The following is a 26,111-nucleotide window of genomic DNA, read 5'->3' as shown; positions in this document are numbered from 1 at the left end:
AAATGAAAAACGAACTGATTATTAAAATTGTATCAGTCGTATTATTTGTAGGTTTAAGCATTGGCGTAATTATTTACGCTAATGCTGACAAGCCTACATACACTATTACAGAGGACTCTGGCGTTGAATTCGAAACCGCTAGAGTTCTTTCTGTTTTAGAGGATAATACGGCAGTTGACGAAGAAACAGAAAATGTTAAAAAAGGAGAAACTGACCTTGAGGTAGAGCTATTGACAGGTCGCTACAAGGGTGATGTGTGCCACGTTACCAATTACTACAGTGCACTTTACAATGTGGACGTGTCAAAGGGTGACAGGGTAAGCGTACGAATCGATACTACAGGAAACCATGAGTATACAGTAAGCATTTATAATTACGACAGAGTACCACTTATGATTGGTCTTGTTATCGTATTTGCGATAGTGCTTATTGCTCTTGGTGGCAAGCAGGGCTTGAAGGCGTTTTTAGGTCTTGTGTATACAGTGCTTGTGATTGTGTTTGTACTTCTTCCTCTTACACTTAAGGGAGTAGCGCCAATACCACTTACCATAGCAATCGTGTTTGTTACATCGGCAGTGTGCTATTTGCTAATCGGAGGTATTCAAAAGAAGACTATTGCAGCAGCACTTGGAAGTCTTGCTGGGGTACTTATTGCAGCATCTCTTGGAGCCTTGGCAGCACACCTAGGCGGCGTCACCACATTCCAGATGGATGAGGCAGAGGCACTTCTTCTTGTTAAATCAAGCTATCCAATTCAGCTTAGAGGATTGTTTATAAGTAGCATCCTTATAGCAGCCATCGGTGCAGTAATGGATATTGCCATGTCCATATCATCTGCAATAGGAGAGGTTCACGAGGCTAATTCTAAGCTTGGCTTTAAGGAGCTTTTTGCAGCAGGAATGAACATCGGCCGCGATGCAATGGGAACCATGGCAAACACACTGGTGCTTGCTTATGTTGGTGGGGCACTTAACATGATGGTGCTTATATATTCCTATGGTGTTTCATTCATCCAGTTGGTAAATACAGATTTTGTTGCTATTGAAATGATTAGGGCTATCGCAGGTTCCATCGGAATCATCGGCACAGTGCCTTGCGTTTCGGCAGTGGCGGCATGGTTGTATTCGAAAAAGTAAATAGAGTTAGACAGTGCTAACAGAAAGCTGTCAGCTGGAAGATAGCTTTTTGATGAGTAATGTATCGCTTTAGCATTGAAAAGCATTCCTTCTTATGTTACAATCGGAAAGGTTTTGAAAATTAATCTGTTTGTAACGAAGGAGAATCGTTTATGGAAAGCTACAAGTCAGAATTTATAGAGTTTATGGTGGAGGCAGACGTCCTAAAGTTCGGTGATTTTACATTGAAGTCAGGGCGTAAGTCTCCTTTTTTTATGAATGCAGGAGCATATGTTACAGGTAGCCAGCTTATGCGCCTTGGCGAGTATTATGCAAAGGCTATTCACGATGCTTATGGAGAGGATTTCGATGTCCTCTTTGGACCAGCTTACAAGGGTATTCCACTTGCAGTTATCACAGCTGAGGCATTCTACAGATTGTATGGCAAGGAAGTTAAGTACTGCAGCAATCGTAAGGAAGAAAAGGACCACGGCGCTGATAAGGGCGGCATCTTAGGTTACAAGATTAAAGATGGCGACAGAGTAGTTATGATTGAGGATGTTACAACATCTGGTAAGAGTATGGAAGAAACAGTTCCAATCGTTCGCGCTCAGGGTGATGTTACAATCGTTGGTCTTATGGTTTCTCTTAATCGTCAGGAGTTCGGCCTTTCAGGGGACAGAAGCAAGACAGCACTTGATGAAGTAGCTGAAACATACGGCTTTAAGACAGCTGCCATCGTTTCAATGGACGAGGTAGTAGAACATCTTTGGAACAGACAGTGTCAGGGACGTGTCGTTATCGACGACGAAATGAAGTCACGTATTGATGCATATTATGAGGAATACGGAGTTAAATAATGAGTATAGGTAGAGGACGTTTTCATAGACGCAGCTCTTATGGAAATCAGCTGAAGGCACTTCCAGTTGAGGCTATGTATGCAGCAGGCGTTTCACTGGGCACATTAGTTTTATATGTTGCCATTATGGTTGGTTCTGTTTGCCTTTCAGGTGAGACACCAAAGTGGTTAGGAGGTCTTGGTACAATAGGCTTTTTAGTAGCACTTTGTGCGCTGATTTACAACATCGGTCAGATGAAAACGAAAACAGAGTTAAAATACAGAGCAACCTGTCTGGTTATCAGCAGCGTTGTTATGATAGTTTGGATGGCCACACTTGTTGTTGGCCTTGTAAGAGGTTAATTATGAGCAAAACATTTTATCAAAAAACAGATGATATCGTAGAGCGCTTTGAGCTTGTAACAGAGCGCATCTCTACTATAAAGGAAGACCATGATTTACCTGAAAAGCTTCAGGCTTATTTCAATCAGGTAGCACACTTTTTCATGACAGTTCTTCCTATTATGAATAAGGCAGCTGATGGTACACTTGCAGACCGTACTATCACAGAATGTGAAAATGACAATGATGCAGTATTTGCTATTTATGGTGAGGATACTTACCCAAATAGCTTCCTTTGTCCTACATACGCAGTGGCAGAGCTTGGTCAGGAATTAGGTGGCCCACTTTCAGCTATTTTCTACGAGATGACAAACATCATCGAGGCAGCCTTCGCAGGTCGTCTTGATAAGTTTACTATCTACGCAGAATTATTCCTTCAGATTTATGGCGAGTGCCAGATGGAGGAAGAGGACAAATATCGCAAGGAAAGCATCCTTGATGCTATGTATTCTGCAAAGCATGATTACTCTCAGCTATTTATGTCTGAGAGCATTATCAGCATGATTGATGCAGACTACGATTATTATAGAAACATCATCATGAAGGATGATTTGTCTAATGACAGATACATGTACAAATATGGTATGTACATCGGACCAAACGAAAGAAAGATTGCAGCTCATTTACGTAGCCTTCCTCACGAGGATGTTGTTGCCATGGCACGCACCTATGTAGAAGGATACATCAAGGGCTTTGAGGTTACAGGCAAGGATATCACTATTAAGGATACTGTTGGTGTTCATGCACCAGTTGGTTTCGAGCTTATGACTCGCGAAGCTATCCGTCTTTTCGACGAGGCTGGCCTTGCGTCTACAGTTAGATTTGGTGGAACTACTTCACGTAACCTTTATTCATCAGTTCCAAACAAGCAGTGCGAATACGACCACAAGGATGACAGAGCATATTACTGGGACAAGGGTATGGCAGACAGAATGCTTGAGGTTCTTAAGAATACTTTCGAAAAGAACAAGGAGCTTGCAGCAGTATTTGGTGGCCCAGCTGTTATTGAAACCTTTGGTGAAAAGCCATTCGAGCCAGTTAACCACGATGCAAATGCAAAATACAGCGATAAGCAGAACGAGCTTAACGTTTATTTTGCCAGCCAGAATGGACAGATTACAAACGAATACATCCATGGCGAGGAGCGCAGCTTCACAATTATCGCATATCCGATACCAGAAATCGGCAAGGACTTTAACGAAATCTTCAACGAAACAGTTGCAGTAAATACAATGGATTACGAGCTTTACAAGAACATCCAGCAGCACATCATTGATGTACTTGATCAGGGTGAAACTGTTCACATCACAGGACGTGGCGACAATCACACAGACATCACTGTAAAGCTTCATCATCTTGATAATCCAGCAAAACAGACTAACTTCGAAAACTGCGTAGCTGATGTAAACATCCCTGTTGGTGAGGTGTTCACATCTCCTGAGCTTGAAGGCACAAACGGTGTGCTTCACGTTACACAGGTTTACCTTAACGAGCTTGGTTACCGTAACCTTGAGCTTAAGTTTGAGGAAGGCAAGATTGTTTCATATACATGTAGCAATTTTGATTCAGAAGAAGAAAACAAGAAATACATTTATGATAACGTATTGTTCAAGCATGACACCCTTCCAATGGGAGAGTTCGCTATCGGAACAAACACAAGAGCATTTGTCATGGGACAGAAGTACGGCATTGCCGACAAGCTTCCAATCCTTATCGCTGAAAAGACAGGCCCTCACTTCGCAGTAGGTGATACCTGCTATTCCCACGCAGAGGATGTACCAATGTACAACCCAGACGGCAAGGAATGCATCGCCCGCGACAATTCTTGCTCACTCCTTAGAAATGAAGATATTTCAAAGGCATATTTCAATTGCCACACAGATATAACAATACCTTATTACGAGCTAGGTGACATCACAGTCCACACAGCGGATGGACGCACTCTCGATGTCATTCGCCAGGGCCGCTTCGTAATCCCTGGCACCGAGGAGCTGAATAAGGTTCTCGACGAGATGTAGTCCGCCTGTTAGGGCGACCATAGCCAAGACTATCAAAGCTCCCGTAGGGCACCCTCCATACTTTCGCGAGGGTCCTCCCGCCGGCGTAGGTCCTCCCTCGCTCGGTATGGTGCCTCCCTACTCGCGCTTACCAAGGATGTGTAATGGTCGCCTGAAAGGCTTAAGCGTATAGACAAACTGTAAATAGCCCAGGTCGTAGACGTGGACGGCGCGAGCAAGAGGGCCCCATGCAAGCTAGGAAGGAACCGCGAAGCGGGAGGTTGCCTAGCGCAGTATGGGAGATGGCTTGCGGGAGCTTTGAAAGACTACGTCCCTGGGCGGGATATAGACTAGGAGGATATGTTATGGCAAAAGTAAGTATTGTAATGGGAAGCGACAGCGACATGCCTGTAATGGCGAAGGCTGTGGAGATTCTCGAGAAGTTTGGAGTGGATTACGAGATGCGTATAATCTCAGCTCACCGCGAACCAGACATCTTTGTGGAGTACGCAAAGACTGCAAAGGACCGTGGTGTGCAGTGCATCATCGCAGGTGCAGGCAAAGCAGCACATCTTCCAGGCATGTGCGCAGCCATCTTCGAAGGCCCAGTTATCGGCATCCCTATGAAGACTAGCGATTTAGGTGGAGTGGATTCCCTCTATTCAATCGTTCAGATGCCAACAGGAGTTCCTGTAGCTACAGTAGCAATCAACGGAGGCGCAAACGCAGGCATCCTTGCAGTTAAAATGCTTGCCATGACAGATTCAACCCTAGCAGGCAAACTCCACGATTTCATCGTAGAGCAGAAGGAGTCTGTAGAATCAAAGGACGCAAAATTACAAAGCGAAGGCTACCAGGCCTTCTTATCTTAGATACGTAGAAGGAAACTCTTAAAAAAAGGGTTTCCTTTTATTTATAAATTTTTAATGAGCTGACACTCGTAAACGTAGGCGAGCGCGAGGAGGAGGGCCCCATGTGGTTAAGGAGGGGTGCCCCTTTAGGGGAGGTTCCCTTGACCACAATGGGAGGTGGCCTCCGGGAGCATGAAAAACTAGGATGTGTCAGCGGAATATAAGTAATGTAAAAAGGAGAGAAACATGGATTACAAGAGTTCAGGAGTGGATATTGAGGCAGGATATGAGTCAGTGGAACTCATGAAGAAGTTTGTGAAGGGCACAATGCGCCCAGAGGTACTTGGAGGTCTTGGCGGTTTTTCAGGTGCATTCGATTTGAGTGCTATTAAGAACATGGACGAGCCAGTTCTTTTGTCTGGTACAGACGGCTGCGGTACAAAGGTTAAGCTTGCATTTCTTATGGATAAGCACGATACAATCGGTATCGATGCAGTTGCAATGTGCGTAAATGACGTTGCATGCGCAGGCGGTGAGCCTCTGTTCTTCCTAGATTATATTGCATGCGGTAAGAATATTCCTGAGAAGATTGCTACAATCGTTAGCGGTGTTGCAGAGGGCTGTAAGCAGTCAGGCTGTGCCCTTGTAGGTGGCGAGACAGCAGAACACCCAGGTCTTATGCCAGAGGAAGAGTACGACCTTGCAGGCTTTGCAGTAGGTATCGTAGATAAGAAGGATATCATCACAGGCGAGAATCTTAAGGATGGTGATGTACTTATCGGTATGGCATCTACTGGTGTTCATTCAAATGGTTTCTCTCTTGTAAGAAAGATTTTCGATATGACAAAGGAAAGTCTTGACACATATTATGATGAATTAGGTTGCACACTTGGCGAAGCACTTATCGCTCCAACACGTATTTACGTTAAGGCTCTCAAGGCTGTGAAGGACGCAGGCGTTCGCGTAAAGGCTTGCTCACACATTACAGGCGGTGGCTTCTATGAGAATATTCCACGTATGCTTCCAGAAGGAAAGCGCGCCGTTGTAGAGAAGAATTCTTACGAAGTTCCTGCAATCTTCAAGCTTATGGCTGCTAAGGGTAACGTATCAGAGCAGATGATGTACAACACCTACAACATGGGTCTTGGCATGATTGTTGCAGTTGACCCAGCAGATGTTGATAAGACAATGGAAGCTATGCGTTCTGCAGGCGACACACCATACGTAGTTGGTAAAATCGTCGACGGTGAAAAGGGCGTAGACCTCGTATAACGTTTAATCATAAGTGAGGTGACTTCTAGCTAACAATCTATTATATTTCTCAAGGGAATCATGTTAGATGACCGGAGAAATATAATGATTGTGAGCGTAAGAAGGCACCGTAGTTAGGAGAATAGATGAAGATTGCAGTTTGCGTGTCTGGTGGTGGCACAAACCTCCAGGCAATTATTGATAAAATTGAATCAGGTGAGATTCACAATACTGAGATTGCAGTTGTAATCTCAAATAATAAAAATGCCTACGCCCTAGAGCGTGCAGCAAAAGCCGGAATCGAAGGCGTGTGCATCAGCCCAAAGGATTATGCATCCCGCGATGAATTCAACAAGGCATTTTTGGAGAAGCTTGATTCCTATAATGTGGACTTGGTTGTACTGGCAGGATTTTTAGTGGTTATCCCACCAGAGATGATTCGTAAATATAGAAACAAAATCATCAATATCCATCCATCCCTTATTCCAAGCTTCTGTGGCACAGGCTACTATGGACTTAAGGTTCATGAGGGAGTGCTGGAACGTGGTGTAAAAGTCACCGGCGCCACATGCCACTTCGTGGATGAAGGCACCGACACTGGCCCAATCATCTTGCAGAAGGCCGTCGAGGTTTTAGAAGGCGATACCCCTGAAATCCTCCAACGCCGCGTAATGGAGCAGGCCGAGTGGATTATCATGCCTAAAGCCATCGACCTCATCGCCTCTGGCAAAGTATCCGTGGTCGACGGCATAGCCCACATCTCAGAAAACTAATCAAATTACCACTGGAAACCAGCAAAAGCGAAATCTAGTGGTAAAGGAGCAAATATTGGAGGAGAATACATGAAAGTTTTAATAGTAGGTAGCGGCGGACGTGAGCATGCAATTGCGCTTGCGGTTTCAAGAAGCCAGAGAGTAGACAAGATTTACTGCGCACCAGGAAATGCAGGTATTGCGGAGCTTGCGGAATGCGTAGATATTAAGGCAATGGAATTTGATAAGCTGGTAAGCTTTGCCAAGGAAAAGGAGATTGACCTTACAATCATCGGCATGGATGACCCACTTGTAGGGGGCGTGGTTGATGAATTTGAAAAGGCTGGCCTTAGATGCTTTGGCCCTAGAAAGAATGCAGCTATCCTTGAGGGTTCAAAAGCATTCTCAAAGGATTTAATGAAGAAATACAATATCCCAACAGCGAGCTATGAGAATTTCACAGACCCAGAGGCTGCCTTAAAGTATCTTGAGACAGCAAAATATCCAATCGTATTGAAGGCTGATGGACTTGCACTTGGCAAGGGCGTGCTTATCTGTGAGAACCATGAAGAAGCAGTAGCAGGTGTTGCAGAAATCATGCAGGATAAGAAGTTTGGAAATGCCGGCAACACAATGGTTATCGAAGAGTTCATGACAGGCCGTGAGGTTTCTGTACTTTCATTTGTAGATGGAAACACAGTAAAGATTATGTCATCTGCTCAGGATCATAAGCGCGCAGGCGATGGGGATACTGGCCTTAACACAGGTGGTATGGGCAACTTCTCGCCATCTCCATTCTTCACAAAAGAGGTAGAGGAATTCTGCCAGAAGAATATTTTCCAGCCTACAGTAGATGCTATGAAGGCTGAGGGAAGAGAGTTCAAGGGCGTTATCTTCTTTGGTCTGATGCTTACAGAGGATGGCCCAAAGGTTCTTGAGTATAATGCAAGATTTGGAGATCCGGAAGCTCAGGTAGTGTTACCTAGACTAAAAAATGATATAATCGATGTAATGGAAGCTTGCATTGATGGTAAGCTCGATGAAATCGACCTTCAGTTTTCTGATGAAGCAGCAGTTTGCGTAGTACTTGCTTCAGATGGTTATCCAGTTTCTTACAAGAAGGGATTTCCTATTACAGGCTTTGACAAGTTCAACAACAAGGATTATTTCTGCTTCCATGCTGGCACTGCCTTTAACGATAAGGGCGAGATTGTCACAAACGGAGGACGTGTGCTTGGCATTACAGCACTTGGCGATACATTAGTAGAGGCCCGTGCAAAGGCTTATGAAGCTACCGAATGGATTGATTTTGAAAATAAATATATGAGACATGATATCGCAAATGCGATATTAAATAACTAGCAACGAGGAAGATATGCACGAATTAGCAGTAACAGAATATGTTTTTAACTTGGTAAAAAAGCAGGCTGAGGCCAATGATGTAGAGAAGGTGGAGAAGATTCATTTACTTATTGGTGACCAGTGTGATTATGTACCAGAGATTATCGAGGAATATTTACAGGTAATGAGCGAGGGGACACCACTTGACGGGGTAAAGGTAGATGCTAAGGTAAAGGAATCCACAGTGCTTTGCAAGGATTGTGGTGCTACATTTACCAGACATGAATTTAAAGGAAGTTGTCCAAAATGTGGAAGCGATAATCTAAAGCTTAATCGATGCACAGATTTTATTGTAGAAAATATTGAGGCTAGATAATTATTAGAAATAGAAGGTTTTTACAAAATGACAATCATACTAGATGACATAACTAAATCATACAACGGCAAAAAGGTTCTTGATAACTTAAAGGTGGAAATAGAAGATGGCAGATGCTACGCCTTCGTTGGGGACGAAGGTTCAGGCAAAACCACCGCTCTAAAGATTTTCATGGGATTAGAAAATCCTGACGAAGGAAGCGTGGCACGAATGGGAGATTACAAATATCCTACACTTCACAGCGCCTACGTTTCCCAGGATGGTCAGCTTAATCTTAAGAAAAGCGCTACCTGGAATGTTAAAAAGGCACACAGATGGGCCAGCAAGGGAAGAGCAGCAGAGGAGCTTTCACGATTCCTTCCAGAGGACAGATTGGAGATTCCTGTTGGTGAGCTGACATCTGTTGAAAGACGTTTGGTGGAGCTTACCAGAGCATTCTTTGTTCCTGCTGATTTCATAGTTTTGGACGAGCCATTTGAAGGAATGGATGAAGAGCTCAGAGCAAAATGCCTGGATTACATTATGCAGATAAAAGGCAACAGACCTCTTCTGATAGCTCAAAGAACAGAGGACGGATTGGATTTCGCTAAAAAGATAAGATTGTCATAATGCTACGGGGGTGTTTATGGTAAATACGGTAATAGATTATTTGCAGGGAATGAACGATGGGGCAGTGGCAATACGTCTTGTTTTGGCTACCTTGTGCGGTAGCTTGATAGGATGGGAGCGTGTATTAAGGCGCCATAGTGCTGGTATTCGTACCTTTGCGTTGGTTAGTCTTGGTTCCGCTGTAGCCACGGTTCTTAACCTATATCTTGCCATACTTCCTAACATGGAAGCAGATGTTAGCCGCATTCCAGCCGGAGTTGTAAGTGGTATTGGTTTCCTTGGGGCGGGCACCATTATTTTAACTGGAAGAAATCAGATTAAAGGTCTTACAACAGCCGCATCTCTTTGGGTTGCGTCCTGCATGGGAATGGCTTTTGGGGCAGGCTATTTGTCAGTGGGATTAGTATGCTTTGCTCTTGTATTGATTGCAAATATCGTTCTTGTTCACGTAAGTCAGCAGGTTGAAGAAAACAGCAGATACGTTAGCCTTTACATAGAAGTTGAGGAGAACAACGGTGTAAAGAAGCTGAGGAAAAAGCTTTCCGAACTTGGTTATTCAATCTACAGCATGAACAAGACAAAGGATAAGACTCTTTCGGGAAGCGACACAGCTCTTATGTTGGAACTGGATTATGGTGAAAACCATTCACATCAGTCTCTGATGAATGAGCTGAACAATCTGGATTTTGTTAGTTATGTTGAAGAAATATAGTAGGGGATTATTTTTTGGAGGGTGATTATGATTAGAGATGGTAAGCTTTGGATAGCGAATACAAAAACAGGGGAGCCAGTTTATGTTTTGCCTAAGATGGCCAACAGACACGGGCTTATTGCTGGCGCCACAGGAACAGGAAAGACCATCACGCTTAAGGTTATGGCAGAGAGCTTTTCAGATATGGGGGTACCAGTTTTCCTGGCTGATGTTAAGGGCGATATTGCCGGTATGATTAATCCTGGCAAGGACAGCGAGGATATGCAAAAGCGCATCGCAAAATTCGGTTTGGCCACACAGGGCTTTGAATATCACAAATATCCAGTTACCCTGTGGGATGTTTTTGGAAAAAATGGTATCCAAATCCGCACTACCATCACAGAAATGGGGCCATTGCTGCTTTCAAGAATACTTGATTTGAACGAAAATCAAAGCAGCATCCTTTCAATTATTTTTAAGATTGCCGACGAAAGCAATCTTGCCCTGATAGACACGAAGGATTTAAAGGCCATGCTAAATTACGTGGCTGATAACAATAAAGAATTCGAGGCTGACTACGGCACTCTTAACAAGCAAAGCATCGGCGTTATCCAGCGTGCAGTAGTGGCACTTGAAATGGCAGGTGGAGACCAGTTCTTTGGTGAGCCTGCAATAGATATCCGCGACTGGTTCACAGTAGGCGAACAGGGGCGAGGCATGATTCACATACTAGACAGCCAAAGCCTTATCAACAATGGCACACTTTATTCCACCTTCCTGCTTTGGATGCTTTCAGAACTTTTCGAAACTATGCCAGAGGTGGGAGATTTGGACAAGCCAAAGATGGTATTCTTCTTTGACGAGGCCCATCTGCTTTTCAAGGATACTCCAAAGCCACTTTTGGAAAAGATAGAGCAGGTAGTTAAGCTGATTCGCTCGAAGGGAATCGGTGTATATTTTGTAACACAAAATCCTAGGGATATTCCTGATGGAGTTTTGGCACAGCTTGGAAATAAGGTGCAGCATGCCCTTCATGCGTACACACCATCAGACCAGAAGGCTGTTAAGGCAGCAGCAGATTCCTTCCGTGAGAATCCTGCCTTCAAAACAGCTGATGTAATAGAAGCACTTGGAACAGGCGAGGCAGTGGTATCCTTTCTTCAGGAGGATGGCACACCAGCTGTGGTGGAGCAGGTAGATATTTTGCCACCACAGTCACAGATGGGTGGAATCTCAGATTCAGAAAGAGATGCCGCAATCAAAGCAAGCCTTCTATATTCTAAATATGCTAATGGCTATGATGCTGAATCCGCCTTTGAATTGTTAGCTAGAATGGGAGTCGAAAAGGCAGAAGCAGAGGCTAAAGCCAAGGCTGATGCTGAAGCTGCAAAGGCTGCCGCAAAGGAACAGGCCGCCGCTGAAAAAGCAGCTGCAAAGGAAGCAGAAAGGGAAGCCAATCGCAGAAGACGAGCAGCAAAATCTGTAGGAACTACCGTTGCAGGAACTGTTGGCCGAGAGGTAGGCAAGAAGGTGGGCAAGCAGCTAGGTGGCAAGTTTGGTCAGACACTAGGCGGCAACACAGGCGCCCAGCTACTCAGAGGATTATTAAATACATTGATTAAATAAAAGATTTTGGCAGAAAAATTAAAAGGGCCGCAGCGGAAGCTGTGGCCTGATTTTATTTAACTATTCTATTATATATTTCAGCAATCAGCTGATTCTTTGAAACGCTTGCCATCCCTGGCTTAAACAGGGAGCCTACAATATCTTGAAGCTCTTTAGGAAATGCAGACAAATCAGAATCAAAGTTAATTCCGATACCTACAACAATCCATTGAACCAGACCAGAATCAAATTCCGTGCCAGCTTCAGTAAGAATACCGCAGATTTTTTTGCCGTCTACGAATAGGTCGTTGATAGGCTTGATAACAGGCTTGACGCTACAAAGCTTTTCGATAGATTGGCAAACAGCGCTTCCAACCTGTAAGGTAATATCGTCTGGATTAAGACTATCAAGCTTTTCAGGGGATAATATGATGCTCATATAGATGCCTCCTTTAGGAGAGAAAAAGCTATGATCCTTGCGTCCCCTGCCAGTGCCTTGAGTATTGGCTACAATAAGAGTGCCATGCTCAGCCCCGGCGATAGCCATTTCCTTTGCAAGCTTGTTGGTTGAATCAACTGTATCGTATATACGAAATTTATGTATTAATTCATTTCCATCGCTAGAAGATGAAAAATAAGAAGCAATGCCCTGGGCAGAAATAATATCGTTATCTTCTCCAAGCATGTAGCCTTTATTGTTAACTGCCTCTATTTTATATCCAGCTTTGCGAAGCTCATTTATGGCTTTCCAAATGGCATTTCTTGAAAGGCCAAGCTGGGAGGCAATAGCTTCCCCTGAGATATAAGCTGTTTTGTTATTCTCTAATAATTCTAAGACTTTATCCTTTGAACTCATTGATGTCTCCTGATTTGTGAAAATAGTGGGAAATGTCACACTTTAAAGTGGTAAAGTTCACTAAACTCTCCATGTATATATTAGAAGTATTTATGCTATTTTGTCAAAGTTATTAAAAAGATGTGGTATTTCTTGAATTTCACACTTTAGTGCGATAAACTATTTAAAATGGTTTTTATATAAGGGAAGGAATAATCATGACTTATAACATTGGCGTAATCAAAGGAGACGGAATCGGACCAGAGATAGTTACCGAGGCAGTTAAGGTACTTGATGCCATCGGCGCTAAGTTCGGTCATCAGTTTAACTATACACAGATTCTTATGGGTGGCTGCTCAATTGACGCAACAGGTGAGCCTCTTACTGATGAGGCAATCGCTGCGGCCAAAGCAAGCGACGCAGTTTTAATGGGTTCCATTGGTGGCAACACATCTACCAGTCCTTGGTACAAGCTACCAGCAGATAAGCGCCCAGAGGCAGGCTTACTTAAGCTTAGAAAGAGCCTCAATCTTTTCGCAAACCTTAGACCAGCATATTTATATGAAGAATTAAAAGAAGCGTGCCCACTTAGGGACGATATTATTGGAGAGGGCTTCGACATGATGATCATGCGAGAGCTCACTGGTGGTCTATATTTTGGAGAGCGTTCCACTAAGGAAGAAAATGGTCAGCTTGTTGCCAGAGATTCCCTTACATATTCGGAAACAGAAATCAGACGAATTGCAAAGCGTGGATTTGATATTGCAATGAAGCGACGCAAGAAGGTTACATCTGTTGACAAGGCCAATGTTCTTGATAGCTCACGTCTTTGGAGAAAGATTGTTGAGGAGGTAGCAGCAGATTATCCAGAAGTTACCTATGAACACATGCTTGTAGATAACTGTGCAATGCAGTTAGTTAAAGACCCAGGACAGTTCGATGTAATCCTTACAGAGAACATGTTCGGAGATATTTTAAGCGATGAAGCATCCATGGTTACCGGTTCCATCGGAATGCTATCATCTGCGTCACTGAATGATACAAAGTTTGGACTTTACGAGCCATCAGGCGGCAGCGCTCCTGACATTGCAGGAAAGGGCATCGCCAATCCGATAGCCACAATCCTATCCGCAGCCATGATGCTTCGCTACAGCTTCGACCTTGACGCTGAAGCCGATGCCATCGAAGCCGCAGTAAAGCAGGTGCTTAAGGATGGCTACCGCACCATCGACATCATGCCCCGCGACGGTTCAAACGTGAAGCAAGTTGGAACTGTGGATATGGGAACATTGATTGCAGAAAGATTATAAAAAGGCTTCCCCCTCTGGGGGAAGCTGTCACCGCAGGTGACTGATGAGGGGGAGCCTTAGAGAAAGGAGTCAACAAATGAGAAGTGACAATGCTAGAGCTGGCATGCAGCAGGCGCCAGCGAGAAGTTTGTTTAATGCACTGGGATTTACTCCAGAAGAAATGAAAAAGCCAATGGTTGGTATCGTATCTTCGTACAACGAAATCGTACCAGGCCATATGAATATTGATAAGATTGTGGATGCCGTAAAGCTAGGCGTAGCCGAAGCAGGCGGTGTTCCAGTAGTTTTCCCAGCAATCGCCGTATGTGACGGTATTGCAATGGGACACATCGGAATGAAATATTCCCTTGTAACTAGAGATTTAATTGCAGATTCAACAGAGTGTATGGCACTTGCACATCAGTTTGATGCACTTGTTATGGTTCCAAACTGTGATAAAAATGTGCCAGGACTTTTGATGGCAGCAGCTCGCTTGGATCTTCCTACAGTTTTTGTATCAGGCGGCCCAATGCTTGCAGGCCATGTAGGTGGTCAGAAGCGTTCGCTTTCTTCTATGTTTGAGGCAGTTGGTGCTTACGCCGCTGGCACAATGACAGAAGAGGATGTTGAAAATTATGTTGAAAATGTTTGCCCTACCTGCGGAAGCTGCTCGGGTATGTACACAGCCAATTCCATGAACTGCCTTACAGAGGCACTTGGAATGGGGCTTAGAGGAAATGGTACAATCCCAGCAGTTTACTCAGAAAGAATCCGTCTTGCGAAGCACGCTGGTTACGCTGTTATGGATATGTATAACAAGGGCATCACAGCACGTCAGATTATGACAAAGGATGCAATCCTTAACGCCCTTACAGTAGATATGGCACTTGGATGCTCCACAAACTCAATGCTTCATTTGCCAGCTATCGCTCATGAAATCGGATTTGATTTCGATATCGAATTTGCAAATCCTATTTCTGAAAAGACTCCAAACCTTTGTCACCTTGCACCAGCAGGTCCTACATACATGGAAGACCTTAACGAGGCAGGCGGTGTATGGGCTGTTATGAAGGAGCTTGCAGACATCGGATTACTTAACACAGACTGTATGACGGTTACAGGAAAGACTGTTGGAGAAAATATAAAAAATGCAGTAAATAGAAATCCAGAGGTTATCAGACCTGTGGACAATCCATATACAAAGACTGGTGGACTTGCAGTCCTAAAGGGAAATCTTGCACCAGACGGCTCCGTTGTAAAACGAAGCGCAGTAGTGCCGGAGATGCTTGTACACGAAGGTCCAGCCAGAGTATTTGACTCAGAGGAAGATGCTATCGCAGCCATCAAGGGTGGCAAGATAGTAGAAGGAGATGTTGTAGTCATCCGCTACGAAGGCCCAAAGGGTGGCCCTGGTATGAGAGAGATGCTTAACCCTACATCAGCAATCGCTGGTATGGGACTTGGCTCATCAGTTGCCCTTATTACAGATGGACGATTCTCAGGAGCCAGCCGTGGAGCTTCCATCGGACATGTTTCCCCAGAAGCAGCCGTAGGCGGACCAATCGCCCTTGTAGAAGAAGGCGATATTATCGCCATCGACATTCCTAACTACACCATGACACTAAAGGTAAGTGACGAAGAGCTAGCTGCCCGCAAAGCAAAATGGCAACCACGCGAGCCTAAGGTTACAACAGGCTACCTAAGAAGATACGCGGCACAGGTTACTAGCGGCAACCGCGGAGCAATCCTTCGCACACCAGAATTATAGAGGACTAGGAGATTATATATGTTATTAAACGGTTCAGAAATAATTATAGAATGTTTAAAGGAGCAGGGCGTAGATACAGTCTTTGGCTACCCAGGAGGTGCAATCCTTAATCTGTATGATGAGCTATATAAACATCAGGAGATTCATCATGTGCTTACCAGCCACGAGCAGGGCGCAGCCCATGCTGCAGATGGTTATGCACGTTCAACAGGTAAGGTAGGCGTTTGCCTTGCAACTAGCGGCCCTGGAGCAACAAACCTGGTAACAGGTATTGCTACTGCACACATGGATTCTGTTCCAATCGTTGCAATCACTTGTAACGTTGCAGTGCCTTTGTTAGGAAAGGATTCATTCCAGGAAATCGATATCACTGGAATCACTATGCCTATCACAAAGCACAACTTCATCGTAAAGGATATTAAGGATTTGGCTGAGACAATCCGCAGAGCATTTACTATTGCCCAGTCAGGACGTCCTGGGCCAGTTCTTATTGATGTGCCAAAGGATGTGACAGCACCTTCTAACAAATACGAATATATGCCAATGAAGCCAATCCCTGTTGGCAGAGTTAAAAAGAGCATTACAGCAGAGGCACTTGCTACTGCAAAGGATATGATCAAGAAGGCTAAGAAGCCAGTGATATTTGTTGGTGGTGGTGCAGTGCTTGCAAACGCTTCAAAGGAATTAAAGAAGTTCGTTGAGCTTGTGGATGCACCTGTTTGCGATACCCTTATGGGTAAAGGCGCATTCAATGGTACAGATGAAAGATACACAGGAATGCTTGGAATGCACGGCTGCAAGGCTTCAAATCTTAGCGTTTCAGAATGCGATTTGTTGATTGCCATCGGAACAAGATTTTCGGACAGAGTTCTTGGCAATCCAGATAAGTTTGCCAGCAATGCAAAGATACTTCAGTTTGATGTTGATCCAGCTGAAATTAACAAGAATATTTTGGCTGAACACGCTGTTATTGGCGATATTAAAGAGATCTTATCTCGAATCAACAAGGAGCTTGATCAGCAAAAGCATGATAAGTGGGTTGAGCATGTTAAAAAGCTTTCAAAGGATAATCCACTTACAGTTCCAGAAAATGGACTTTCAGGTCAGTTCGTTGTAGAGGAAACATATCGTCAGACTAAGGGAGATGCTATCGTTGCCACAGAGGTTGGACAAAATCAGATGTGGGCAGCACAGTATTATAAATTCAAAAAGCCACATCAGCTTCTTACATCTGGTGGCCTTGGAACTATGGGTTATGGACTTGGTGCTGCTATTGGTGCTGCAACAGGTAACCCAGGAAAGAAGGTTATCAATTTTGCTGGTGATGGTTGCTTTAGAATGAATATGAATGAGGTGGCAACAGCCGTTAGAGAAAATCTTCCAATCGTGGAAATTGTTATCAATAACCACGTTCTTGGAATGGTTCGTCAGTGGCAGACCATCTTTTATGAAAAACGCTATTCTGCAACAGTTTTGAATGATGGCGTAGATTACGTTAAGCTTGCAGAGGCTATGGGGGCTAAGGGAATTAGAGTTTCAACTCAGGAAGAATTCAAATCGGCACTTAAGGAGGCGCTGTCCTCCGAGAGCCCAGTGCTCATTGACTGTATCATCGATTCAGATGACATGGTATTGCCAATGGTAGCACCGGGAGCACCTATTAACGAATTTTTCAAAGAAAAATAACCTTAGACAAAGGAGAAAAGAGTAATGAGCAGAGTTTACAATTTTAGTGCAGGACCAGCAGTTTTACCTGAAGAGGTATTAAAGGAAGCAGCAGAGGAAATGCTTGATTACAGAGGATGTGGAATGTCTGTAATGGAAATGAGTCACCGAAGCAAGGTATTCGATGAAATCATCAAAGAGGCAGAGGCTGATATCAGAAAGCTTATGAACATCCCTGATAACTACAAGGTATTATTCCTTCAGGGTGGCGCAAGCCAGCAGTTTGCTGCAATCCCTATGAATCTTATGAAAAATAAGAAGGCTGGTTATATCATCACTGGACAGTGGGCAAAGAAAGCATTTGCAGAAGCAAAGATGTATGGCGAGGCTGTAGAGCTTGCATCCTCAGCTGATAAAACATTCAGCTACATTCCTGATTGTTCCGACCTACCAATTACTGATGATATGGATTATGTGTATATCTGTGAGAATAACACAATCTACGGAACTAAATTTAAAACTCTCCCAAATACAAAGGGCAAAGATTTGGTAGCTGACGTTAGTTCATGCTTCTTGTCAGAACCAGTTGATGTTACAAAATATGGAATCATCTATGGCGGCGTACAGAAGAACGTAGGACCAGCAGGTATGGTTATCGTAATCATCCGCGAGGATTTAATCCGTGATGATGTTCTTCCAGGAACACCTACAATGCTTAAGTATAAGACTCAGGCTGATAATGACAGCTTATATAACACACCACCATGCTACGATATTTACATCTGCGGCAAGGTATTTAAATGGTTGCTTAAGAATGGCGGCCTTACAGCAATGAAGGAGCTTAACGAAAAGAAGGCTAAGATTCTTTATGATTATCTTGATTCATCAAAGCTTTTCAAGGGTACTGTTAGAAAGGAAGATCGTTCTTTAATGAACGTTCCATTTGTTACAGGTAACGAAGAGCTAGATGCTAAGTTTGTAAAGGAAGCTACAGCAGCAGGCTTTGTAAATCTTAAAGGCCATAGAACTGTAGGTGGTATGCGTGCATCTATCTACAATGCAATGCCAATCGAGGGCGTAGAAAAGTTAGTTGAGTTTATGCGTAAGTTTGAGGAGGAGAATGCCTAATGTATACATACAATTGTTTGAATCCGATTTCAGATAAGGGCCTTATAAATTTTTCTACAGACTATAAAAAGGTTGAAAATATTAGCGACGCAGATGCATGCCTAGTTCGTTCAGCAGCAATGCATGATTTGGAGTTTGGTAGCAATCTTAAGTGTATTGCCCGAGCAGGCGCAGGCGTTAACAATATTCCTCTTGTAAAATGTGCAGAGGAGGGAATTGTTGTATTCAATACACCAGGTGCCAACGCAAACGGTGTTAAGGAATTAGTTTTTGCTGGAATGCTTCTTGCAAGCCGTGACATCGTAGGTGGTATTGAATGGGTTAATCAAAACAAGGATGATGAGAACATCGGAAAGACAGCAGAGAAGGCTAAGAAAGCTTTTGCTGGAACAGAAATTGCGGGCAAAAAACTGGGCGTAATCGGCCTTGGTGCAATTGGTGTTAAGGTGGCAAATGATGCTACACGTCTTGGCATGGAGGTACTTGGCTTCGATCCATACATCTCAGTTAATGCAGCATGGAATCTTTCACGTAATGTAAAGCATGTTACAAATGTGGAAGATATTTATAAGGAATGTGATTTCATTACAGTTCACGTTCCACTTACAGATACAACAAAGGGAATGATAAATAAAGAAGCTGTTCAGATGATGAAGAAGGATGTTGTAATTCTTAATTTTGCAAGAGACCTTCTTGTAGATGAACAGGCTGTATTAAATGGTATTGATTCCGGCAAGATTCGTCGTTATGTTACAGATTTTGCAAATCCTACAGTTGCAGGTAAGCCAGGTGTTATCTGCACACCACATCTTGGTGCATCTACTGAGGAGGCAGAAGATAACTGTGCAGTAATGGCCGTTAAGGAAATCATGGATTACATGGAAAACGGAAATATTACTCATTCAGTTAATTACCCAGATTGTGATATGGGTATTTGCAAAGCTGAAAGCCGTGTAGCCATCCTTCACAAAAATAAAGCAGGTATGATTGCTGCATTTACATCTATCCTTAGCAAGGAAAATGTAAACGTAGATGACATGACCAACAAGAGCCGTGGTGATTTCGCATACACACTTCTTGATTTAGGAAGCAAGCTTTCTGACCAGGTTATTTCAGAGATTGAGCAGGTTGACGGAGTAATCAAAATCAGAGTTGTAAAATAGCATAAAAAGCCTTAAAGACGGTGGGAATCCACCGTCTTTTTTCATAATTAATTATGTGCTATAATGGTTAAGATTGTAAAAATGGGAGGACTGTCGGTATGGAAACCATGGAAACAGTTACAGCAGAAGAATTAGTCGATGATATTCAAAAGGGTGTTTTCCAACAACAGCTTGAAAAACTAATCCCAAAGTTTTGGAGTTTTGGCTGGAGCGTAGTTCTGGCATTAATAGTTTTTTTCGTAGGTTCTAAGATAATAAAAGGAATTATTAAGCTGTTCCACAAAGCTATGGACAGGCATGATTTCGATACAGGCGTTGAAACCTTCCTTGAATCTGTTATCAGATGGTTTTGCTATATTATTCTTATAACTATAATTTTAGGCTTGTTTGGTGTTACTACAGCATCTATATCAGCAGCAGTTGCAGGTCTTGGTGTTACTATTGGTCTTGCTTTACAGGGCGCGTTATCTAACTTCGCAGGTGGAGTATTAATCCTTTTAATGCACCCATTCAGGGTAGGAGATTACATCATAGAGCATGCCACAGGTCAGGAGGGTACAGTTGATAAAATCAACATCATCTACACCACTCTTAAAATGGTAGATGGTCGATTGGTCCAGATTCCAAACGGTACACTTTCAGCAACATCCCTTACTAACTGTACAGCACAGAAATATCGTGTGTTTAACGAGACAGTTGGTATCAGTTATGACAGCGACATTAAAAAAGCTAAAGAGATTTTAAAATATATAGCAGAAAACTGTCCCCACAGAGTGAACGATACACCTGTACAGGTATTTGTTTCAGAGCTTGCAGACAGTGCGGTTATGATTGGCCTCAGATTCCCAATCGACATTGAATATTTCTGGCAGGAAAAATGGAACACATTAGAAGAGATAAAGACTAGATTTGATAAATCAGGCATTGAAATATGCTTTAATCAGCTAGATGTACATATAAAAGAAAAATAACACTAGAAAGGCAATACATTGAATAAGTCATACGAATTACTTAAAGAAGAGAAGCTTGAAGGACTTGATTCTCTAGGTTTTATATTCGAACATAAGAAAACAAAAGCACGTATTTGCTTCATTTCAAATGATGATAACAACAAGGTGTTTTACATAGGCTTTAGAACACCACCAAAGGATTCCACTGGTGTGGCTCATATTGTTGAACACACAGTTCTTTGCGGCTCTGATAAATATCCTGTTAAGGACCCTTTTGTAGAGCTTGTAAAGGGCAGCCTTAACACATTTTTGAATGCAATAACATATTCTGACAAAACAGTATATCCAATTGCAAGCACTAATGATGCAGATTACATGAATCTTATCGATGTTTATATGGATGCCGTTTTCCATCCAAACATTTACAAATATCGTGAGATTTTTGAGCAGGAGGGTTGGCATTATGAAATGGAAACCCCAGATTCTGATTTAACTATAAATGGTGTTGTTTACAACGAAATGAAGGGGGCATATTCATCTCCTGATGATGTGCTTAACCGTCAGATACTTAATTCGTTGTTCCCTGACACAACATATGCTATCGAATCAGGTGGAGATCCAAAGGTAATCCCAACACTTACATACGAGGATTTCCTTGCATTCCACAGCAAATACTATCATCCTAGCAACTCCTACATCTACGTATACGGAGATGTGGATATAGATGAGATTTTAGAGTATTTAGATAGCAAATATCTTCGCCACTACGATTATCTTGAGGTAGATTCTGAGATTAACATGCAGAAAGCCTTCGATAAGCCAGTAGAGATAACAATCGATTACCCAATCGGCGCAGATCAGGACACAGCCAACAATGCATATCTTTCTTATAACGTATGTATAGGCGATGTACTGGATCCTAACATGTACAGGGCATTTGATATTTTAAATTACGCATTGGTATCTGCACCAGGTGCACCACTTTACAAAGCACTCATAGATGCTAATATTGCAGAAGATGTTGATTGTTCTTTCGAATCGTCTCAAAGACAGATGTATTTTTCAATTGTAGCAAGGGGCGCTAACGAAGAGGATAAGGACAAATTCGTTAACACTATTGAGAACACCCTTAAAGATGTAGTTGCTAAGGGAATCGATAAAAAGACATTATTTGCAGCTATTAACGGTGAGCAGTTTAGAGCAAGAGAGCTGGATTTTGGTAGCGCACCAAAGGGATTGATTATAGGTCTTCAGCTTCTTGACAGCTGGTTATACGATAGAAATCAACCATTCCTACATTTACACAGTGTAGAAGTATTAGACGTAATTAAATCAAAAGTTAATAATGGCTTGTTTGATGAAATCGCAGATAAATATCTAATTTCTAACAAACACAAATCAATAGTTACTCTTAGACCTAAGCAGGGACTTACAGCCGCAGATGATGCAGCATTAAAAGAAAAGCTTGCAGCTAAGAAGGCGTCTCTTTCTGAAGAGGAGATAAATGCTATTGTCGAGCATACAGCATTCTTAAAGGAATACCAGCAGACTCCTAGCTCAAAGGAGGATTTGGCAAAGATTCCTATGCTCAGCAGATTCGACCTTACAAGAGAGGCCAGACCGTTAGATTTAGCAGTTTATGAGGAGGACGGAACAACAATCCTTCATCATAAGGTTCGTACTAACGGAATACATTATTTCAATATGGTATTTGATATTTCTGATTTACCACTTTCAGAAATACCATATGTATCACTGCTAGAACGATTCATCGGATTGCTTGATACAGAAAAATATACATACACTGACTTTACTAACGAAATGTATCTTCACACTGGTGGAATCAGCACAAATACTGCAATTCATGAAGTATTTGGAGACCATGACAAATACAAGATTACCTTTGAGGTCCGTTCTAAGTTCATTTACGACGAGGCTGAACAGGCTAAGGATTTGGTCATGGAAATGATTTGCAACACCAAGTTTTCAGATACCAAGAGACTTAAAGAATTAATCACAGCTGAAAAGTCTCATATGGAATATGTTCTTAATACAAAAGGCAATCAGGTGGCAGCCACAAGAGCAAGATGTGGCTTCTCTAAGAAGGCCAATATATCTGATTGTGCTAACGGAGTTAGGTTCTATCGCTTCTTAGTAGATTTAGAAGAAAACTTCGATAATAGAAAAGAAGAAGTTATATCTAAACTTAATAATACGTGCAAGATTATTTTTGCCAAGGATAGACTTCTTATTTCATCCACTGGAAAGGCTGATGTCCTTGAACAGTCAAGAAGTCTTGTTAAAGAAATCAAGCCACTTCTTACACAGGAGAAGCTTTCGTTCGAAGGAGAGGATAGCTTCGAAGTTCATCCTGTTAAGGAAGCTTTAAAGGATGCATCACAGATACAATATGTTGCCATGGCTGGAGATTTTGTTAAAGCTGGATTTAAATATAATGGCGCATACAAATTATTAAATACTATATTAGGCTACGATTACTTCTGGATTAAGGTTAGAGTTCAGGGTGGTGCCTATGGTTGTAACATGAATTCCAGCCGACAGGGTGATATGGTATTTGTATCTTATCGTGACCCTAATCTTGTTGAAACATTAAAAGTATTTGAGCACACAGGAGATTACCTTAGAAACTTTGATGTAGATGACAGGGATATGACAAAATACATCATAGGAACTATCAGTGGCATGGACACACCGCTTACTCCATCCCAGCGAGGATTGAGAGGCCTTAGCAGTTACCTTAGCGGAATAACCTACGAAGATTTACAGCGCACCAGAGACGAAGTGTTAGATGCTACAGTAGAGGATATACGTGCACTAGCTGCGTCTGTGGATGCTGCTATGGAGCAGGGATATGTATGCGTCGTAGGTAATGAATCTGTAATTGAGGCGAATAAGGAAATATTTAATAATATAGAGAGTTTATATTAATGTAATGTTTATATGAGCCTGTAGATAACAAGCTATTATATTTCTAAAGCGAGACATATAGTCGAGCGTAGAAATATAATGCTTGTTATCGTAACAGGCGGAGTAGAGGAATTAGAGGAATGAGTGATAATTTTAAATCAGGTTTCGTTACTATAGTTGGTCGCCCAAACGTAGGTAAGAGCACCCTCATGAACCACATCATTGGTCAGAAGATTGCTATTACCAGTAACAAGCCACAAACAACAAGAAACAGAATACAGACTGTATACACAGATAGCGACAAGGGCCAAATCGTTTTCCTTGATACACCTGGTATGCATCAGGCCAAGAATAAGCTTGGAGAATACATGATGACAGCCGCCAAGGGTACTATCAATGATGTGGATTTAATCCTTTGGCTTATCGAACCAGACACAAAGGTTGGAGCTGGCGATAAGAAGATAGCTGAATTACTTGGCACAGTTGATGCTCCTGTTATCTTAGTTATCAACAAGATAGATATGGCAGATGGGGCCAAGGTAGGAGAAACTATTTCAGCCTTTAAGGATCTTTGTGATTTTGCTGAGGTTGTTCCAGTATCTGCGCTTCATGGTGAAGGCTGTGATGATTTGCTTGATACTATTTTCAATTATCTTCCAGAGGGCCCAGCTTTCTATGATGAGGAAACTGTTACAAATCAGACTCTTAGAGAGATAACAGCAGAAATCATCCGTGAGAAGTCTTTACATGCTCTTAATGATGAAGTACCACATGGCATTGCAATCCTTATTGATAGCATGAAGGAACGTCCAGGTAAGAAGCCAATGTGGGATATCGAAGCAACAATCATCTGTGAAAAGAATTCTCACAAGGGTATTATTATAGGAAAGGGTGGTGCCATGATTAAGAAAATCGGCACTAACTCCCGTTATGAAATAGAAAAGCTTTTAGAGGCAAAAGTTAACCTTAAGCTGTTTGTTAAGGTTAAGAAGGATTGGAGAGACAGCGATTTCGAACTAAAGAATTTTGGTTATAAGAAAGAGGATTTAAGCTAGATGGGACTAGTTACCTTGACAGGGCTTGTGCTTTCAGCCTCAGATGTAGGTGAATTTGATAGAAGATTAGTTATTCTTACAAAGGAAGCAGGGAAAGTTACAGCCTTTGCAAAGGGAGCAAGACGTCCTAACAATCCACTTGTTGCTGCCTGTTCACCATTTTGCTTTGGTGTATTTGATGCCTTTGAAGGAAGAAACTCTTATCATCTTAGTAAAGCTAATATTTCTAATTATTTTAGAGATTTGGTTATGGATTATGATAAGGTAGTGCTTGGTTCTTATTTTTTAGAGGTGGCAAGCTTTCTATCAGTAGAAGGTGGAGATGAAAAGCTTAGGCTTGCTCTTTTATATCAAAGCTTAAAAGCATTGGAATCAGGAAAGTTTTCTCATAGACTTCTTAAAAATATATACGATTTAAAAACATGGGTTATAGATGGAGAGTACCCAAATGTTTTTAGTTGTATGTGTTGTGGAAAAAAGGAAGGCCTTACAGCATTCTCCACTAAGCTTCATGGAACACTGTGCAAAACTTGCGCCGAAATGGAAGCTGGAGTGGATATTTCCACATCAACTCTTTATACAATGCAATTTATTGTTTCCTCGAGCATTGAAAAGTTGTATACTTTTGTGTTGAATGGAAAAACTGAGGAAGAATTGACTAGAATTTTGGACGCTTATAGATTAAACTATAGGTCGCACAAATATAAGAGCGAGGAATTTTTATGACAAACAATAGGTCAAGGACACCAGGTATGCGCTCAAGAGCAGGCGGAGCACGTCCTAGACAGGGAGTAGCTTCCAGAGAATTGCAGGAAGCCAGAAGAAGAAAGAGACAAAGAGAAGTAATGCGCAATCGTATTATCTTTGGCGCTTGCGTGCTTGCATTTTTATTGTTGCTTATATTTATTATTGTTAAGCTTATAGGATTAGCTCTAAATTCAGGTAAGGCATCCGATACATCAAAGCTTACATTTACAGATACAGGCAAAGTTGTCTTTGAAGAGGTCACAGATTTTGAATCAGACACATATTCAAAGTCAGAATTCAAAAAATACACTAATGATTTGATATCAAGCTTCAATGAAACCTATGGAGAAAAGGCTATTACACTTGATAAGCTTAAGGTTTCTTCAGGCAAAGCATATGTAAAAACTACATATAAAGATGCGGATTGCTACAGTGCTTTTACATCCTATGGAACATATAACGCTTCCTATACAGAAGCAGTAGATGCAGGATATGATTTCGCAGCATTGTTTTCTGAGGTTGCGGATGGTCAGCTTCTTGCGGCGGATGTAGTAAATGCTGATTCAGTATTTACAGATTCTAATGTTGCAGTAGTTAATGAAAATGTTACAGTCACTGTACCTGGTACCATTACTTATGTATCAAATGCTAATGTAGAGCTTGTTGATTCAGATACAATTACCATTTCACAGGCAGATGGAAATGCTGATGCCACAGATATGGTTTATATAATATATAGTAATAAATAGAAGGGA

23 protein-coding genes are annotated in these 26,111 nt (G+C 42.2%); 22 read left to right on the top strand and 1 reads right to left on the bottom strand.

Going from position 1 to position 26,111, the window contains the following annotated elements:
• Positions 1-2 precede the first annotated feature (2 nt).
• The 12 genes from G611_RS0107330 to G611_RS0107270 all read left to right on the top strand — a co-directional run bounded on the left by G611_RS0107330 (position 3) and on the right by G611_RS0107270 (position 11,849).
• On the top strand, positions 3-1,136 hold the full coding sequence (locus G611_RS0107330; protein ID WP_028243068.1) for a YibE/F family protein: 1,134 nt from the start codon (positions 3-5) through the stop codon (positions 1,134-1,136).
• A gap of 152 nt (positions 1,137-1,288) precedes the next feature.
• Positions 1,289-1,975 carry an orotate phosphoribosyltransferase gene (gene pyrE / locus G611_RS0107325; protein WP_028243067.1) on the top strand — a complete coding sequence of 229 codons (687 nt, stop codon included), beginning with the start codon at positions 1,289-1,291 and terminating at the stop codon, positions 1,973-1,975.
• The gene (locus G611_RS0107320; RefSeq protein ID WP_028243066.1) at positions 1,975-2,316 is read left to right on the top strand and encodes a hypothetical protein; all 342 of its coding nucleotides are present in this window, start codon (positions 1,975-1,977) and stop codon (positions 2,314-2,316) included. The genes pyrE and G611_RS0107320 overlap by 1 nt, the downstream gene beginning before the upstream one ends.
• Positions 2,317-2,318: 2 nt before the next feature.
• Positions 2,319-4,373, top strand: a complete 2,055-nt coding sequence (locus G611_RS0107315) for an aminopeptidase (protein ID WP_028243065.1) — start codon at positions 2,319-2,321, stop codon at positions 4,371-4,373.
• A gap of 344 nt (positions 4,374-4,717) precedes the next feature.
• A complete protein-coding gene (gene purE, locus G611_RS0107310) occupies positions 4,718-5,224 on the top strand; it encodes a 5-(carboxyamino)imidazole ribonucleotide mutase (protein ID WP_028243064.1) in 507 nt (168 codons plus the stop codon).
• Between the two features lie 225 nt (positions 5,225-5,449).
• Positions 5,450-6,475, top strand: coding sequence for a phosphoribosylformylglycinamidine cyclo-ligase (purM, locus tag G611_RS0107300; protein ID WP_028243063.1), 1,026 nt, complete (start codon positions 5,450-5,452; stop codon positions 6,473-6,475).
• 125 nt (positions 6,476-6,600) lie between these two features.
• Complete coding sequence (gene purN, locus G611_RS0107295; RefSeq protein WP_028243062.1) at positions 6,601-7,227, top strand: phosphoribosylglycinamide formyltransferase; 627 nt, start codon at positions 6,601-6,603, stop codon at positions 7,225-7,227.
• 69 nt (positions 7,228-7,296) lie between these two features.
• The gene (gene purD, locus G611_RS0107290) at positions 7,297-8,568 is read left to right on the top strand and encodes a phosphoribosylamine--glycine ligase (protein ID WP_028243061.1); all 1,272 of its coding nucleotides are present in this window, start codon (positions 7,297-7,299) and stop codon (positions 8,566-8,568) included.
• A 13-nt stretch (positions 8,569-8,581) separates the two neighbouring features.
• The gene (locus tag G611_RS0107285; RefSeq protein WP_028243060.1) at positions 8,582-8,923 is read left to right on the top strand and encodes a hydrogenase maturation nickel metallochaperone HypA; all 342 of its coding nucleotides are present in this window, start codon (positions 8,582-8,584) and stop codon (positions 8,921-8,923) included.
• Positions 8,924-8,950: 27 nt separating this feature from the next.
• Positions 8,951-9,532 carry an ABC transporter ATP-binding protein gene (locus G611_RS0107280; RefSeq protein WP_028243059.1) on the top strand — a complete coding sequence of 194 codons (582 nt, stop codon included), beginning with the start codon at positions 8,951-8,953 and terminating at the stop codon, positions 9,530-9,532.
• A gap of 16 nt (positions 9,533-9,548) precedes the next feature.
• Positions 9,549-10,244 carry an MgtC/SapB family protein gene (locus G611_RS0107275; protein ID WP_028243058.1) on the top strand — a complete coding sequence of 232 codons (696 nt, stop codon included), beginning with the start codon at positions 9,549-9,551 and terminating at the stop codon, positions 10,242-10,244.
• Positions 10,245-10,271: 27 nt separating this feature from the next.
• Positions 10,272-11,849 (top strand): helicase HerA-like domain-containing protein, encoded by a 1,578-nt coding sequence (locus G611_RS0107270; protein ID WP_028243057.1) that lies wholly within the window; start codon positions 10,272-10,274, stop codon positions 11,847-11,849.
• 52 nt (positions 11,850-11,901) lie between these two features.
• On the opposite strand, the gene G611_RS14265 is transcribed toward G611_RS0107270, so the two are convergent.
• Positions 11,902-12,684, bottom strand: coding sequence for a biotin--[acetyl-CoA-carboxylase] ligase (locus tag G611_RS14265; RefSeq protein ID WP_036948560.1), 783 nt, complete (start codon positions 12,682-12,684; stop codon positions 11,902-11,904).
• Positions 12,685-12,881: 197 nt separating this feature from the next.
• Between G611_RS14265 and leuB the strand changes: the two genes are divergently transcribed.
• The 10 genes from leuB to G611_RS0107215 all read left to right on the top strand — a co-directional run bounded on the left by leuB (position 12,882) and on the right by G611_RS0107215 (position 26,105).
• Positions 12,882-13,973: a 3-isopropylmalate dehydrogenase gene (leuB, locus tag G611_RS0107260; RefSeq protein ID WP_028243056.1), complete on the top strand. Its 1,092-nt coding sequence runs from the start codon at positions 12,882-12,884 to the stop codon at positions 13,971-13,973.
• 76 nt (positions 13,974-14,049) lie between these two features.
• On the top strand, positions 14,050-15,720 hold the full coding sequence (ilvD, locus tag G611_RS0107255) for a dihydroxy-acid dehydratase (RefSeq protein ID WP_028243055.1): 1,671 nt from the start codon (positions 14,050-14,052) through the stop codon (positions 15,718-15,720).
• Positions 15,721-15,738: 18 nt separating this feature from the next.
• Positions 15,739-17,406 carry a biosynthetic-type acetolactate synthase large subunit gene (gene ilvB, locus G611_RS0107250; protein ID WP_028243054.1) on the top strand — a complete coding sequence of 556 codons (1,668 nt, stop codon included), beginning with the start codon at positions 15,739-15,741 and terminating at the stop codon, positions 17,404-17,406.
• 24 nt (positions 17,407-17,430) lie between these two features.
• Positions 17,431-18,513, top strand: a complete 1,083-nt coding sequence (gene serC, locus G611_RS0107245; RefSeq protein WP_028243053.1) for a 3-phosphoserine/phosphohydroxythreonine transaminase — start codon at positions 17,431-17,433, stop codon at positions 18,511-18,513.
• Positions 18,513-19,676 (top strand): phosphoglycerate dehydrogenase, encoded by a 1,164-nt coding sequence (locus G611_RS0107240; RefSeq protein ID WP_028243052.1) that lies wholly within the window; start codon positions 18,513-18,515, stop codon positions 19,674-19,676. The genes serC and G611_RS0107240 overlap by 1 nt, the downstream gene beginning before the upstream one ends.
• 98 nt (positions 19,677-19,774) lie before the next feature.
• Positions 19,775-20,647 (top strand): mechanosensitive ion channel family protein, encoded by an 873-nt coding sequence (locus G611_RS0107235; RefSeq protein ID WP_155942266.1) that lies wholly within the window; start codon positions 19,775-19,777, stop codon positions 20,645-20,647.
• An 18-nt stretch (positions 20,648-20,665) separates the two neighbouring features.
• A complete protein-coding gene (locus G611_RS0107230) occupies positions 20,666-23,575 on the top strand; it encodes an insulinase family protein (protein ID WP_028243050.1) in 2,910 nt (969 codons plus the stop codon).
• A 119-nt stretch (positions 23,576-23,694) separates the two neighbouring features.
• Positions 23,695-24,609, top strand: coding sequence for a GTPase Era (era, locus tag G611_RS0107225; RefSeq protein ID WP_028243049.1), 915 nt, complete (start codon positions 23,695-23,697; stop codon positions 24,607-24,609).
• Positions 24,610-25,335 carry a DNA repair protein RecO gene (recO, locus tag G611_RS0107220; RefSeq protein ID WP_028243048.1) on the top strand — a complete coding sequence of 242 codons (726 nt, stop codon included), beginning with the start codon at positions 24,610-24,612 and terminating at the stop codon, positions 25,333-25,335.
• Positions 25,332-26,105 (top strand): hypothetical protein, encoded by a 774-nt coding sequence (locus G611_RS0107215; protein WP_028243047.1) that lies wholly within the window; start codon positions 25,332-25,334, stop codon positions 26,103-26,105. Before recO ends, G611_RS0107215 begins: the two co-directional genes overlap by 4 nt.
• Positions 26,106-26,111: the final 6 nt, after the last annotated feature.

The organism is Pseudobutyrivibrio ruminis AD2017 (assembly GCF_000424305.1).
Classification (GTDB): Bacteria; Bacillota; Clostridia; order Lachnospirales; family Lachnospiraceae; genus Pseudobutyrivibrio; species Pseudobutyrivibrio ruminis_B.
The sequence above is the reverse complement of the archived record's forward strand: the minus strand, read 5'-3'. Positions and strand labels throughout refer to the sequence as shown.